Source organism: Pseudomonadota bacterium (genome assembly GCA_039196715.1).
Classification (GTDB): domain Bacteria; phylum Pseudomonadota; class Gammaproteobacteria; order CALCKW01; family CALCKW01; genus CALCKW01.
In genome coordinates this window covers 37,853-51,707 of record JBCCUP010000017.1, presented here as the reverse complement: position 1 = coordinate 51,707, position 13,855 = coordinate 37,853, and the positions used below count along the sequence as shown (strand labels likewise).

General features: G+C 65.2%; 11 protein-coding genes. 6 read left to right on the top strand and 5 right to left on the bottom strand.

Annotation, left to right across the window (positions count from 1 at the left end):
• Window positions 1-45: 45 nt before the first annotated feature.
• The gene (gene ygiD / locus AAGA11_08460) at window positions 46-864 is read right to left on the bottom strand and encodes a 4,5-DOPA dioxygenase extradiol (protein MEM9602881.1); all 819 of its coding nucleotides are present in this window, start codon (window positions 862-864) and stop codon (window positions 46-48) included.
• A gap of 140 nt (window positions 865-1,004) precedes the next feature.
• Between ygiD and AAGA11_08455 the strand changes: the two genes are divergently transcribed.
• On the top strand, window positions 1,005-1,907 hold the full coding sequence (locus AAGA11_08455) for a LysR family transcriptional regulator (protein MEM9602880.1): 903 nt from the start codon (window positions 1,005-1,007) through the stop codon (window positions 1,905-1,907).
• Window positions 1,908-1,940: 33 nt separating this feature from the next.
• Here the strand turns inward: AAGA11_08455 and AAGA11_08450 are convergent, their stop codons facing one another.
• Window positions 1,941-3,119: a cytochrome P450 gene (locus AAGA11_08450; protein ID MEM9602879.1), complete on the bottom strand. Its 1,179-nt coding sequence runs from the start codon at window positions 3,117-3,119 to the stop codon at window positions 1,941-1,943.
• Between the two features lie 175 nt (window positions 3,120-3,294).
• On the opposite strand from AAGA11_08450, the gene AAGA11_08445 reads away from it, so the two are divergent.
• A complete protein-coding gene (locus tag AAGA11_08445; protein ID MEM9602878.1) occupies window positions 3,295-4,362 on the top strand; it encodes an arylsulfotransferase family protein in 1,068 nt (355 codons plus the stop codon).
• 18 nt (window positions 4,363-4,380) lie between these two features.
• Here AAGA11_08445 and AAGA11_08440 read toward each other — a convergent pair whose 3' ends face one another.
• From AAGA11_08440 to AAGA11_08430, 3 genes are all read right to left on the bottom strand, one after another.
• Window positions 4,381-5,952 (bottom strand): sulfatase-like hydrolase/transferase, encoded by a 1,572-nt coding sequence (locus AAGA11_08440; GenBank protein ID MEM9602877.1) that lies wholly within the window; start codon window positions 5,950-5,952, stop codon window positions 4,381-4,383.
• Window positions 5,952-7,883: a TRAP transporter fused permease subunit gene (locus AAGA11_08435; GenBank protein ID MEM9602876.1), complete on the bottom strand. Its 1,932-nt coding sequence runs from the start codon at window positions 7,881-7,883 to the stop codon at window positions 5,952-5,954. The genes AAGA11_08440 and AAGA11_08435 overlap by 1 nt, the downstream gene beginning before the upstream one ends.
• A gap of 66 nt (window positions 7,884-7,949) precedes the next feature.
• Entirely contained in the window at window positions 7,950-8,957 is a 1,008-nt protein-coding gene (locus AAGA11_08430) for a TAXI family TRAP transporter solute-binding subunit (protein ID MEM9602875.1), read from the bottom strand.
• 88 nt (window positions 8,958-9,045) lie between these two features.
• Between AAGA11_08430 and AAGA11_08425 the strand changes: the two genes are divergently transcribed.
• The 4 genes from AAGA11_08425 to AAGA11_08410 all read left to right on the top strand — a co-directional run bounded on the left by AAGA11_08425 (window position 9,046) and on the right by AAGA11_08410 (window position 13,846).
• Window positions 9,046-9,978 (top strand): LysR family transcriptional regulator, encoded by a 933-nt coding sequence (locus AAGA11_08425; GenBank protein MEM9602874.1) that lies wholly within the window; start codon window positions 9,046-9,048, stop codon window positions 9,976-9,978.
• A 919-nt stretch (window positions 9,979-10,897) separates the two neighbouring features.
• Window positions 10,898-11,221: a LysR substrate-binding domain-containing protein gene (locus tag AAGA11_08420; protein MEM9602873.1), complete on the top strand. Its 324-nt coding sequence runs from the start codon at window positions 10,898-10,900 to the stop codon at window positions 11,219-11,221.
• A 155-nt stretch (window positions 11,222-11,376) separates the two neighbouring features.
• Window positions 11,377-12,351, top strand: coding sequence for a helix-turn-helix domain-containing protein (locus AAGA11_08415; GenBank protein ID MEM9602872.1), 975 nt, complete (start codon window positions 11,377-11,379; stop codon window positions 12,349-12,351).
• A gap of 85 nt (window positions 12,352-12,436) precedes the next feature.
• Window positions 12,437-13,846 carry an aldehyde dehydrogenase family protein gene (locus tag AAGA11_08410; protein MEM9602871.1) on the top strand — a complete coding sequence of 470 codons (1,410 nt, stop codon included), beginning with the start codon at window positions 12,437-12,439 and terminating at the stop codon, window positions 13,844-13,846.
• Window positions 13,847-13,855 lie beyond the last annotated feature (9 nt).

Genomic DNA, 13,855 nt, shown 5'->3' with positions numbered 1-13,855 from the left:
ATCCTAGGGTGCCACGCGTGCCGCGTGCAAACGGGCTCCGACGGATCAGTGAAAGAGAAAGCTGCGCATCGAGATGCTGCCGTGTTCGATGCCGGTGTTCATGAACGTCAGGGTGTCTCGCGCGTCTGTGGCGCCCGCGACCGTCAGTGCCGGCAGGTAGTGGTCAACCGTCGGGTGCGCCTGCTGCAACAGCGTGCCCAGCGCGCGACGGTCTGCCAGAGCGGCGACATCACGGTCGCTCAGTTTCTGCGCAACTATCGCGTCGAATTCGCTCGCCCAGGCGTGGGTGTGGCCGTCTCGTGTCAGCGCGCCGAGGTTGTGCACCAGGTTGCCGCTGCCGAGCAGCAGCACACCGCGGTCGCGCAGCGAGGCGAGGTGGCGGCCGATGTCGATGTGCCAGTCCAGCGGCTGCGCCATGTCGATCGAGAGCTGGAACACCGGCACGTCGGCGTCCGGGTACAGCCAGGTCAGGACCGACCAGGCACCGTGGTCGAGGCCCCAGGTGTCATCGCCCTGGGCGTGGTGACTCGAGAGCAGCGCTATCACGTCGGCGGCGAGCTCGGGGTCACCGGAGGCAGGGTACTGCTGCGCGTACAGGGCATCCGGGAAGCCGTGGAAATCGTGGATGGTGCGGGGCACGGCCGAGACATCGACCAAGGTGCTGCCCTCGGTCATCCAGTGGGCCGAGACCACCAGGATGGCCTGCGGCCGCGGCAGTGTTTGGCCGAGTGCGGTCCAGCCCTGCGCGTAGGGTGTGTCCTCGATGGCGTTCATCGGGCTGCCGTGGCCGAGGAAGACCAGTGGCATGCGGTCGGTGCGCGCCAGACCGTCGCGCAGTGTGTCCAGTTGGGCTGACAAGCTCATGTCGTGCCTCGCATTCGAGCGGTGGGTGTGGTGGGCGAGCCGGGCCTCGGATGACCCGGTTCAGACAAGACTATCGGGCCCCGGTGTCGCACAATACAGGGCGAACCGGGCGACACACTGTTACCGATCAGGTCACAATCATGGATCAACTGGACTGCATGCGGTCGTTCATTGCGGTGGTGGAATCGGGTTCCTTTACTGCGGCTGCTGACCGCCTGGGTGTCTCCAAAAAACGGGTCAGTGCCCACGTCAGTGCGCTTGAAGCGCGCTTGCACGTGCGTTTGCTGAGCCGCACAACGCGCAGTGTCAGTGTCAGCGATGCAGGCTTGTCATATTATCAAGGGTGTCAGGGGATCCTCGCGTCGCTCGACGACCTCGAGAACGGGCTCAGCGAAGACAACGGCCGACTGACGGGCACGCTGCGCCTCGCGCTGCCCGTGGACTACGGCCGGTTGGCCGTGTTGCCGTCGATCGCCGCCTTCGGTTGGTTGCACCCGGACTTGTCCCTGGACCTGCATTTCAGTGACCGTTTCGTGGACCTGGTCGCCGAGGGCTTCGACCTCGCCGTGCGCGTGGGCACGCTGACGGACTCGACACTGATCTCGCGCGCGGTGTCCAGCACCTCGGTGTGGGTGGTCGCCGCACCGGCGCTGGTCGAGACCCACGGTGCACCCGAACACCCCGATGATCTCGCCCGCTACCCGATCCTGCAGGACGCCAACTTCCCGACCGAATCCGTGTGGCACTTTCGGCACGCGGGGACTGAGCTGCGGTTTTCGCCACGGGCACGGCTGCGTGCCAACAGCGCCACGGCGGTTCGGGACCTCGCTGTGACGGGCTACGGCGTGGCGCGGGTGCCGAGCGTCATCGTCGAGCGCGACGTCGCGGCCGGGCGTCTGGTGCGACTCCTCGGCGACTTCGAGTTGCCCGGTGCTGATATTCACGTGGTCTACCCAAGCCGGGAACACCAGCCCGCCAAGGTCCGTGCGCTGATCGATCATCTGCGCGAGACACTGCCGGGCCCGGAGCGCCGCGGCCGCTGACTGGCGATTCGGGACAGCGCCAGCGTCAGGCGCTCAGGCGAGTTTGACGGGCAGGTTGGTCACACCGTGAAACCCGAAACCACGCCACTCGACGGCGTCGGGGTCCGGCAGACTCAGGTTCGGAAAGCGGTCGAACAGCATCGGCAGCATGATCTGGGCAATTGCGCGCCGGGCGACGTGGGTGCCCTGGCAGAAGTGCGGCCCGTTGCCGAACGCCTGGTGGGGCTGTTTGTCGCGGTAGACGTTGAAGGCTTCGCCGTCGTCGTAGAGGTCCTCGTCGCGGTTCGCACTGGCCTGGACCGTCATGACGGTGTCCCCCTTCGGAATGAAACACCCGCTGATCTCGGTGTCTTCGGTCACCAGGCGCGAGGACACCGAGATCGGTGCTACCCAGCGGATACCCTCCTCAAAGGCCTTTGCCCAGTCGCCCTGGCGCTTGACCGCATCGAGTTGATCCGGGTGGGTCAGCAGACCGAACAGGATGGTGTTGAGGGCGTCGCGCGGCTCGTTGATGCCGCCGCCGATGGCGATCTTGATGTTTGCGTAGATCTGCGATTGCGGAATCGGGTCGTCAGCGTTCAGCATGACCGAGAATGCCGAGTGGTTCGGCGATGCGGTGTGGCGGGCTTGCACTGAATCGAACAGCGCGTCCATCTCGTCGTTGGCCGTGTCCGAGCGCGCAAAGACCTCGTCTCGCCAGCCGAAATTGCCGGCGCCGTCGATCAACGCCTGCGACCAGCGTTGCATCTCGTCGTCACTGGCTTCCTCGATGCCGAGCAGCGCGGCGAGGCCCCGCGCGGCGTAGGGCCCCGAGAGCGCCGGGAACAGGTCGACCACCTCGCCACGGGGTAGGCGAGAGACGTACGCCTCGGCAATCGCCTCGTAGCGCGGACCCCAGTCGTCCCGAATCACGGCGGGGTGGAAGGTTCGCATCATGGCGTTGCGCTCTCGGCGGTGCGCGTCGCCGTCCTTGCGCATCAACGTGTGCGCCCGGAACGCGCGTTTCATCGGGGTGTTCGGGTCGTTCGAGCTGAACAGCGACGGGTTGTCCTTCACGTAGCGGGTGTCAGCGGCCTTGGTCAGCAAGGTGCGCCCGGTGGCCTGCACCCTCAGCACCGGGGTTTCGGCACGCAGCCGGCGGTAGATCGGGAACGGGTCCCGGTCGAGTTGCGCCAGCGTGATGTCGGTGTCGAGTGGGGCGGGTTTGGCCATGGGCGTATCGCGGACGTCGGGCCCGTGTGCTTCGGTTGCCGACAAGGATACAGCCCCGGGGCTGAGCGGTGCGCGCGTCGGTGGCGTCGCTCACGAGCTGCACGAACGGCGCAGGGTGCTACGCTTTGCCGCTCGCGACGGCATGCCGTCGACCCCCACGCGTGGAGCTGCTCGCATGCGCATTCGCCACACCGGCGTGTTGTACGACGACCCCGACCGGTCCACGCCGGGCTACGTGTTGATCTGTCCGGTCGACGGTGACCGGGCCTTCCTCTTGGACCCGGCGGGCGAGGTGGCGCACAGTTGGCATACCCAGCGCGGCATGACCAACTGGGCGTACCTGTTGCCAACTGGCAACCTCGTCGTCAACGAGCGCTGCGTCGAACCCAAGGGTGTCGCCCTGACGGTGAGCGGCCAGATCAGCGAGTACACCCCGTCGGGCAGGTGCGTCTGGCGGCACGTCGACCCGTACCAGCACCACGACGCCCGGCGCCTCGACGACGGCGCGGTCTACGCGGCCTTTCTTGAGATCAGCGAGGCCGAACAGCGCGCGATCCCCGGTGGCATCCCGGGTTCGGAAGCGAACGGCGGGCCGTTCAGCGAGGTCATTCGCCAGGTCAACGCCGCGGGTGAGGTGGTGTGGGAGTGGGACTTCCGTGAGCTCGGGCCCGCGTCGCACCCGATCTACCGCAACGGCAACCGCTGGAGCTACGGCCACACCAACACGGTGTGCCCGCTCGACGGCGAGCGCTACCTCGTGAGCTGCAAGAACCTCAACCTGCTTTTCATCGTCGAGCGCGCCTCGGGCAAGGTGGTCTGGGAACACCAGGACGACGCCATGAGCGGCCAGCACGATGCGCAGATGCTGGACAACGGGCACATCCTCGTCTTCTGCAACGGCGCGTACCAGGGCGACCTGCACCACAGCCAGGTCTGGGAAATCGACCCGGACACTCACACCGTGGTGTGGCGTTACACCGCACCCGACGACATGACGTCGTTCTTCTCGCCGCACATGTCAGGGGCCCAGCGTCTGCCGTCCGGCAACACGCTGATCTGCGAGGGCAACAAGGGCTGCCTGTTCGAAGTGACGCCCGCGGGTGAGACGGTGCGCGAGTTCGTGAGCCCGCACTTCGTCCACGGCACGCAGTTCGGCCGCATCAACTGGCTGTTCCGCGCGCGGTGGTACGCGCCGGAGTCCTCCGAGGTGCGCGCGGTTCTGGGCGCGCGCAACGCCAGCTGATGGCCTCGTGTCAGCGCCTCAGGCGCGGTAGGCAGGCAGCGGCGACCGGTCTTGCAGTTCTATGGTCCGGCGTAGCATGGCCTCGGTGAGGGCGTGCCGTACACTGGCGGCGGCCGGGTCGTCGAAGCGGTTGTGGATTTCGTCCGGGTCGTCGACGAGGTCGTACAGCTCATCCCAGTCTTCGCCCTCGCGAAGCGACATGCGGTGGCGTTCGGTCACCACCGTTCGCACCCGCTGAGGGCGGTCAAAGCCGGTCATCACGCGTTGGCTGTCCTCTTCGACAATGATGGCCTCGGGCGGCGTGCTGTTGAACAGATCGCGTCCCTGCAGACCGTTGTAGCCTTGTACGCCTGCGCGTGTGAGCACCGTGCTGGCGATGTCGATTGACGACGCAAGGGCATTGTCCTCAGCTGCCCGGCTTGGGGCCGTCGGGTCGTGCCAGATGAACGGCACGCGGATCAGGCCCTGGTAGTGCAACAGCAGCTTCAGCATCAGGCCGTGGTCACCCATGTAGTCCCCGTGGTCGGATGTAAACACCACGACGGTGTTCTCCGCGAGCCCGAGCGCCCTCAGCCGCGCGAGCACCCGCCCGATGGCGTCGTCGACCATGGTGATCAGCCCGTAGGTGAGCGCGGTGATCTCCCGTGCCTCGTCTGCCGTTACGGCGAACGGGTCTTGTGAGGTGCGCTTGGCCGTGCCGTCTTCGCGCGCGGCGCGCATCGCCTGCAATGGCGGCAGGTCGCCCTTGCCGAACGACACTGGCAAGGGGATGTCGTCCGGGTTGTACAAGTCCCAGTATTTACCCGGCGGTGTGAACGGGTGGTGGGGGTCGGGGAAGGACATCTGCAGGAAGAACGGCGCGTCGTCCTCGACACGATCGCGCAGCCACGCCTCGGAGCGGTCGGCGACCCACGTGGTCGAGTACAGCGACTCCGGCACAGCAGTGCGCCAGGCCTGCGGTGCGTTGATCCGGTTGTCCGGCAGCGCGTTGTCCGGGCCGACCAGCTCGTCGAAGTCGGCCCGTTGCTCGCGCGCCCAGAGGGCGTAGTCGCCGCAGGCCTGATCGCCGTGGTCGGCTGCGACTTCGACGTGGTCAAAACCGTAGAAATGCGTGTCCATTCGCTCGGCCAGCGGCGTGTGCCAGTTCGGCGCGACTTCGAGGTCGTACTCCGCGCCGTGCCGGTTGCGCTTGATCGCGTCGCGCAGACACGGAGACGGCGTGGTCTTGTCGGCTGCCGGTTGGTAGGTGTTGGTGGCTGGCAAGCCGGTGAAACTCTGCAAGTGTGACTTGCCGATCAAGCCGGTGCGGTAGCCTGCGTCGCGCAACAGTTCCACGAAAGTCGTGTGGTCCTTCGAAAGCGGGATGCCGTTGTGCCGTGCGCCGTGCAGAGAACACATGCGTCCGGTCATGATCGACGCCCGGTTGGGCATGCAGATCGGGTTGGCCACGTAGAAGCGGTTCCACCGTGTGCCGTGGGTGGCAATGCTGTCGATGTGCGGTGTGCGCACAATGGGGTTGCCGTAGCAGCCGAGGTGATCGGCGCGGTGCTGGTCGGTGATGATGAAGAGGAAGTTCGGGCGTTGGGTCATCACGCGGGCTCCGGGGACGGTGGAAGGGTGCGGCTGCGGTGCCGGTCGAGTGCCAGCAAGCCGAGGCCGAGCAGCACGGCCGGGAGATGCACGACAGCGGGCACCACGAGGGCGGCGAATGCGGCGACGAAACGCAAGGCAATCTCGACCGGGCTCAGTTTGCGGCGATCGAAGCCCGACAGTGCGGACGAGAACAACCAGATGCACAGGCAGGTGCGCAGCACGATCCAGAGGAACGGCAACAGGCTGAAGGTCTCGATGATCAGCACCGTGGGGTAGAAGGCGAACACGAAGGGAATGATGAATTTCGCCATGCCGAGGCGAAACGCCATCAACGCGGTGAACAGCGGGTTGGCGTTTGCGATCGGCGCGGCGGCGTAGGCTGCGATCGCGACCGGCGGCGTCAGCGACGAGGCCACGCCGTAGTAGAAGACAAACATGTGCGCCGTGAGGATCGACACCCCGAGCGCCTGAATCGCGGGCCCCATCACCAGGATGATGATCAGGTAGGCCGGCAGGGTAGGCATGCCCATGCCGAGCACCAGGGCGCCAACCATGGCAATCAACAAGGCAGAGAACAGGCCGTCGCCGCGCACGGTCGATATGAGATTGGCAAGCTTGAGGCCGAGGCCGGTGGAGTCGAGGGATCCGACCAGTATGCCAATGGCGGCCACCGCGATCAGTAGCGTGGCGCCCGATTGCGCGCCTTTGAGAAAGGACCGCCAGACGCGCATCGGGTCGCGGCGCACCTCGGGGTTGATGACCGACAGGACGAGCAGCGTGCAGACGGCGTTGAAACCGGCGGCGGAGGTCGAGAGGCCGAGAATCAGCGAGCAGATGACGGTCAAAATCGGGCCGATGAACAGCACGGAGTTGATGATGTCGACGCGGGTGATCGTGTCGTCGATCGTCAGCGGTTGCACTGCGATGCCCTGACGGCGGGCCTCGACGGTGACAGCGGAGAACAGGCTGAAGTAGTAGAAGAGCGCGGGGCACAGGGCGGCGACGATGATGTTGAGGTAGCCGGTGCCGGTCAGGTCGGCCATGACGAGCGCGGCGGCCCCCATGATCGGCGGCATGATCTGCCCACCCGACGACGCAGTCGCCTCGATGCCCGCGGCGAAGGTTGGCGAGAAGCCGCGGCGTTTGATCATCGGGATGGTGAAGGTGCCCGTGCCGACGATGTTCGCAACGGTTGATCCGGACATGGTGCCGAACAGCGACGAGGCGAGAATGGCGGCGTGTGCCGGGCCACCGCGGGTGCGCCGGGTCAGCAAAAAGGCGAACTTCAGCAACGTGTCACCCGCGCCCGTGCCCTCGAGCAGGGTGCCGAAGACGATGAAGATGAACACCGTGCTCAGAACGATGTTGGTGATCGAGCCGAACACCCCTTTGTTGGTGTTGTACCAGAGCGCCTCGGCCACCTCCGTCGATGAGAAGCCGGCGTGCGCGAGGAAGCCCGGCAGGTCCTGCCCGAACAGCAGGTAGAGCACACCGCAGAGGCCCACGCCGAACAGCCCCCAGCCCCACAGGCGGCGGCAGAGTTCGAGAAACACCGCAAGCCCGGCAAGCGCGGGCCAGGCGTCATGTGCAGAGACGTCGTACAGCGCCTCCTCCATCTCGGTTTGGACAAAATGGAAGGACCAGATCGACCAGAGCCCGGCCAGCAGCAGGACCGCGTCGAACGCCGTGTGCAGCGGGCCGTCTGACGCCGACTCGGGTTCGCGTTGGCGGCGGCGCGCGCGGCTCAGGGCGATGCCGACCACCAGCGCCAGTGCGAAACCGGTCGCGCGGTGCAGCTTCGGGTCGATCAGGCCGATGCCGCTGCTGTACAGCGCCATGGCGCCGAGGGCGGTGGCCGCGAGACCCAGCAGCACGGCATGGAACCGGCTCAGCAGGGTGGTTTCCTCAGGCGGGGATAATGCAGGCATGTTCCGTGGCGAATGCGCTGGGCGACGTTGTCAGCCCGGCGCACCGTCTGAGCTGCGTACGCGTCGCTACGGGCGAAGGTCGTCGGGGATGCTGAATCCGGCTTCCTCGTAGTAGCGCAACGCACCGGGATGGAGCGGCACGTTTACCGATGTGAAAGCGGTGTCTTCGGCGACAGCCTGGAGGAAAAACGCGGTGGCCTGGACCTCGGCGATGTTCTCCCAGAACGACTTGGTCGCGGCGTACACCACGTCGTCGGACACGGCTGCCTGGGTGCCGACAAACTGCGTGAAACCCAGTGCGGTGATCTCGCCGTCGGTCAATTGGCCCTTGTAGACGCCGCCGTCGAAGGTCAGCATGCCGCGCCCCGGACGGCCAAACAGGGCCTGCATGGCGTCGCTGCCGACCACGTCGTCGGGAATCGACAACACGCGGAACTCACCGGACAGCCCGAACTGCTCGATTTTTGCTGAGCCAACTTCCGCCGGGCGGACCATCATGTCGATCTTGCCGTCGGCCAGGGCTGCGTAGCCCTCACCCCAGCTCAGGCGCACGGCTTCATAGTCGGTGCCCGCCTCGTAGCCGGTGATGATCTTGATCAGGGCCTCGGAGGTTGCCGACGCCGAGCCCGCTGGCGGGCCAGTGAACACGGTGCGGCCTTTCAGGTCGTCCCAACCTGCGATCCCTGAACCGGCCAGGGTGACCGGGTGGTAGGCGCCGGCCTTGAAGCCGACGATTGCGCGCAGGTTGCCAGCGAGTTCGTCGCCGTTTTCGATGTTTTTGTACATCCGCTTCTGGCCAGCCATCAGGTTGACCAGCGACGGCACGGTGGAGAAGAAATCGATATCGCCCTTGGCGCCCTTGAGCATCGACTTGGTCAGGGTCTGGCCGGCGTTGACCTGGATGTCCACGCCGGCTTTGCCGGCCTGGTTGGCGAAGGCCACAAACATCGTGTGAACCGGATCGCCCACACCGGCGGTTTCGCCTTTGAAAATCTCGGCTGTGGCGGTCGATTGGAGCGCGACGGCCACGGTGACGGCCGCTACAGCGCGGCTCCAGAATGTGCTGTTTTTCATGGTGCTCTCCCAAGGTAGCCAATCGACCCTATCAGCTTTAAAACATGCGATATAATCAATTATCAAGCTATAAACATATCATAAAGATATGAAAATTGACCCCAAACAGCTCGTGCAGTTGTCAGTCATCGTTGAATCGGGGTCTTTCCAGTCCGCGGCGGACCGCCTCGGCACCACGCAGCCGGCGCTGAGTCGCAACATGAAAGCTCTCGAGGCGCGCATTGGCGCCCCGTTGTTCCAACGCGAGGGGCGACGCTCACTGCCGACCAGCCTTGGCCAGCGACTGGCGCACAACGGCCACACCATCCGGCTCGCCGAGGAACAGGCTGGGGTCGTCGCGCTGCAGGTCGCGCGTGGGGCCACGGGCGAGCTGCGCATCGGTGCGCCACCGATCGTCTCAGGGCGTTTTCTGACCGGCACCCTTGCCGAGTTTATCCAGACCAACCCGCACTGCAGTGTTGAGATCCGGACCGGGCTGGTGCACGAGCTGCGCGCGTTGCTCGAACGGGCGGCTGTCGACTTGGTGATCGGTCCGAGTGTGTTGGCCGAGCCGACCGACGGCTTGGTATTTTCGGAGTTGATCGATGATCGAGTAGGGGTCCTGTGCCGTGTGGGTCACCCGCTGACGCAGCGCGAGACTTTGCTCGCTCCGGATCTTGAAGCGGCGAGCTGGCTCGCGCACTCCCGCGGCAGTTTGTTGCGGCGGCAGACCGAGGCGGCCATGAGTGCATCGGGTGTGCGGTCCATGCGGATCAGTTGTGAGACCGACTCGATCCGCTCGGTGCTGGAAATTGTCGCCGCATCGGACTTGATCACGACCATGCCTCGGGCGACTACAGCGCCCTACCTCCGGGAGGAACTGGTCTTCCTGCCATTCGATCACCCGCAGTTTCGGCGACCGCTCGGCGTGATTCGGCGAAGGCAGTCGCCCTTGAACCCGACGACACTGAACTTCATCAATCACCTCACGTGCAAGCTGCCGGGAGGTGCCAGTCGACCGGTCAATCCGCTCGGCGGCTAGCCTGTCTGAACACGATCGGAGCCATGACAGGTTGATCTCCACCGGGATTGCCGCCGCTGGGTCTGATCTTGATCGCGTGTGTGCAGTGGAACGGGGTGCCGCTGTGGCTCTCAGCACCGCTCGTCGCGGCTGTCGTGGTGGGTCGACTGCAGCACCCGCTCGGCATCACGAGCGCGGACGCACCCTGACGCACCGCGGGTGCTCGGCATGCAATTGACCTTGCTGTCGCTCGTCGCGGTGAATACGGTTGTCGCGGTGTCACTGGTGGGTACAGTTTGACGATGACTCCCGTGCGATCGCGATGATGCTCGGCGACTGGAAATCGGCGCGGTCTACGCCGCTTTTCTCGACATCCCGGACGCAGAAAAATTGCGTATCCCGGGCTCGGAAGCCAACGGTGGCCCCTTCAGCGAAGTCATCCGCGAGGTCAACGAGGCAGGAGAGGTCGTCTGGGAATGGAATTTCTGCGAACTTGGGCTCGATACCCACCCGATCTACCGCAACGGCCACAGTGTGGTCTTATGCAACGGCGCGTACCAGGGCGACCTGCACCACAGCCAGGTCAGGGAAGTCGACCCCCTACACCCACACTGTCGTGTGGCGCTACACCGCGCCCGACGACATGACGTCGTTCTTCTTGCCGCACATGTCAGGGGCCCAGCGGCTGCCGTCCGGCAACACGCTAGAACCTGCGCGCTCAACTCCAGATCACCTAGATTGTGAAAATCGGGGTAGGCCTCTTTCATCATGTTTGTCAGCGCTTGTGCGTCCGTTGCACCCTGAAGTGCCTGCTCGAAGGTGTCGACGTAGCGCCGTGTGAACGACACGATGCTGTCGTTCTCCGCACTCTCGCCAGACACGTGCCCGGGCAGGATGCGCGTCGGCTCGAGTGCGAGGACGGTATCGAGGGTCTGACGCCATGCGTCCCGGCTCGCCTCGGTCTGCGTGTCTGCCATACAGACGTGCAGGCGCGCGGGCCACCACAGTGCACCTGCGCCCGGTGCTCGGCGCCGATGTCACGCTTGCGGTCAAGGCGTTGTGTCCAGCGAATGCCGGGGTAGCCATATTGCCCGAGTACCTCGTCTCGGACGACGTCGAACGCGGCGACCTGGTGCGGTTGTTACCGGATTGGCGACTGCCGTCGGGCGGGGTGTACTCGGTTTTTCCTCCCACGGCGTTTCGCTCGGAGGCAACCAGGCGGTTTGCCGAACTCTTTGCCACGCGCTTGCAAGCGCGTTTCTGATTGCCGCGGGTGCCACCGTCCCCGCGCGGCGGTGCCACGCAATTCCGTGATACTGTGTTCGGACGCGGGCTTGTGCTGATGCCCTCGCCGCCTGTGTCGGTGTGAAGGCTGGCCACACACCGAGTGAGTATCGACCTGATTGACGTGGAACGCGCATGGACGGTATGGACAGCGCCACAACACCTGCTGGCGGCACTGCTGCTCAACCGATCGAGGCGTTTCAATCGCGGTTGAACGGGGTGTGCGGCTCCTTTGACCTGCATGTCGACAAGCCTCGCCAACCGGCGGTTTCGGGTCACGTGTCCGTGTCGGCGTTCGGCGGGCTGGACATTGCCGAGGTCGGGCTCGACGTCGACCAGGTGACGCGTCGGCGGGACAACATCCGTCGCGACCCCGGCAACCACTTTTTTCTGATTCTGCAACGCCAAGGGCGAGCCCGTTTGCATCAGCAGGGTGTCACGGCGTGGATGCAGCCGGGCGATCTCTTCGTTGTCGACTCCACCCAAGAGAGTGCCTTCGCCTACGGCGGCCGCTACTCACTGCAGACCTCGGTTCACCTGCCGCGGGACGAGATGCACCACCGATTCGGACGGCGCCTGGGTGGCAGCCTGTCGATCGACGGAAGCGATGCGCTTGCGGTGGCCATGAAAGCGGTGTTGGCAAGCCTGCTTCGAACGGACACGGTCGGAGCACAAGCGCACACGGTGGAGGCGTTCTACAGCGTGTTTGGCGCGCTGCTCAGCGAGCGCGCCACGGGCAACACCGATCAATTGAGCGTGGATGCGGCCTTGGTTCAGAGCGCCGAGACAGTGATGGCCGCGCATCATCGCTTACCCGGGTTCAACACCCGCGCCGTGGCGGAACGGCTTGGCGTGTCACTCCGTCGGTTGCAGCGTGCGTACAGGGCCACGGGTGAAACCCCGCATATGCGCTTACAGCGCTATCGCGTCGAGGCCACGCACCGGATGCTGCTGTCGCGCGCCGCGCACGCGGATGACACCGTCGCCAGTCTCGCGTTTGACGCAGGTTTCAGCGATCTCTCCACCTTTTACCGCCTCTACCGCAAGCGGTACGGACGTGCGCCTGGCCTCACGCTGCAACAACCTGACGCCACGCGCAAACTCCGCTGACGCCTGTTGCCAAGACACGCTTCACGCCCCGCGACACAGTGCGAGCTCACGCCACTACGTAACGCACGCACCAGAGGAGGCTTGCATGTCCGCTGTATTCAACATGACCATCAACGGGGCGCCCCACGCAACCCCGTCGACCTTTGCGGTCCAGAACCCCGCTACCGGCGGCACCGTGGGGCTTGCGCCCAACGCCACGCTGGCAGACCTGGACGCCGCGGTCGCCGCAGCGGGTGCGGCGTTCGAGAGCTGGTCACAAACGTCTGATGAGGCGCGCGCCGCGGCGGTCCGGTCGCTGTCAGAGGCCCTGGGTGACCACGCCGATGAATTGGCCAAGCTGATCACACAAGAGCAGGGCAAACCGCTCAACGGCGTGGGCTCTCGGTTCGAAATGGGCGGTGTCGGCGCCTGGACAGACTACGCGGCTGCGATGTCCCTGCCCATGAAAGTGCTGCAGGACAACAACGAAGGCCGGGTCGAGTTGTACCGCAAACCGCTCGGGGTGGTCGGCTCGATCACCCCCTGGAACTGGCCCGTGCTGATCGCCACCTGGCACCTGATGCCGGCGATCCGAACGGGCAACACGGCGGTAATCAAACCCTCGCCCTACACGCCGCTTTCCACCTTGCGCATGGTCGAGATCATGAACACGGTGCTGCCGGCCGGTGTGGTGAACGTGGTGACCTCGGACGACCAGGGCGATAACATTGGCGCGGCCATGTCGGCGCACCCGGGCATCCGCAAGATCGTGTTTACCGGCTCGTGTGCCACGGGTTCCAAGGTGATGATGTCAGCCGCCGAAACCATGAAGCGCCTGACCCTGGAAATGGGAGGCAATGATGCGGGCATCGTGTTGCCCGATGTCGACCCTGACGCCATCGCCGAGGGCCTGTTTTGGGGTGGCTTCATCAACATGGGTCAGACGTGCGCGGCGATGAAGCGCCTGTACGTGCACGAAGACGTCTACGACGGCGTGTGTGAGGCGCTGGCGAATTTCACCCGGAACATCCCGATGGGCGACGGACTGGATGAGTCATCCATCCTTGGCCCGGTGGCGAATCAGATGCAGTTCGACAAGGTCAAACACCTGGTGGACGACGCCAAGACCCGCGGCCGGGTGCTGGTGGGCGGCGAGCCCGGTGAGGGCTTGTTCTTCCCGCCCACGATCATCGCCGACCTCGACAACGGCGACCCGCTGGTGGATGAGGAGCAGTTCGGACCGGCCTTGCCCATCATCAAGTACCGCGATCTCGACGAGGTCATCGCACGCGCCAACGACAGCGACAACGGTCTCGGGGGCTCGGTGTGGTCACAAGACATCGACGCCGCCAAGGCCGTAGCGGCGCGCATGGAATGCGGGACCGTGTGGATCAACAGGCACGGCGGAATCCAGCCGAACGCCCCCTTCGGTGGGGTCAAACGTTCCGGCCTCGGGGTGGAGTTCGGCGAAGAGGGTATGCAGGAGTACACCGACCCGCAAGTGGTGTTCTGCTGAACCGGCGCT

Coding starts and splice junctions, on each gene's coding strand:
- ygiD (MEM9602881.1), bottom strand. CDS start 864: ATGAGCTTGTCAGCCCAACTGGACACACTGCGCGACGGTCTGGCGCGC.
- AAGA11_08455 (MEM9602880.1), top strand. CDS start 1,005: ATGGATCAACTGGACTGCATGCGGTCGTTCATTGCGGTGGTGGAATCG.
- AAGA11_08450 (MEM9602879.1), bottom strand. CDS start 3,119: ATGGCCAAACCCGCCCCACTCGACACCGACATCACGCTGGCGCAACTC.
- AAGA11_08445 (MEM9602878.1), top strand. CDS start 3,295: ATGCGCATTCGCCACACCGGCGTGTTGTACGACGACCCCGACCGGTCC.
- AAGA11_08440 (MEM9602877.1), bottom strand. CDS start 5,952: ATGACCCAACGCCCGAACTTCCTCTTCATCATCACCGACCAGCACCGC.
- AAGA11_08435 (MEM9602876.1), bottom strand. CDS start 7,883: ATGCCTGCATTATCCCCGCCTGAGGAAACCACCCTGCTGAGCCGGTTC.
- AAGA11_08430 (MEM9602875.1), bottom strand. CDS start 8,957: ATGAAAAACAGCACATTCTGGAGCCGCGCTGTAGCGGCCGTCACCGTG.
- AAGA11_08425 (MEM9602874.1), top strand. CDS start 9,046: ATGAAAATTGACCCCAAACAGCTCGTGCAGTTGTCAGTCATCGTTGAA.
- AAGA11_08420 (MEM9602873.1), top strand. CDS start 10,898: ATGCGTCCCGGCTCGCCTCGGTCTGCGTGTCTGCCATACAGACGTGCA.
- AAGA11_08415 (MEM9602872.1), top strand. CDS start 11,377: ATGGACGGTATGGACAGCGCCACAACACCTGCTGGCGGCACTGCTGCT.
- AAGA11_08410 (MEM9602871.1), top strand. CDS start 12,437: ATGTCCGCTGTATTCAACATGACCATCAACGGGGCGCCCCACGCAACC.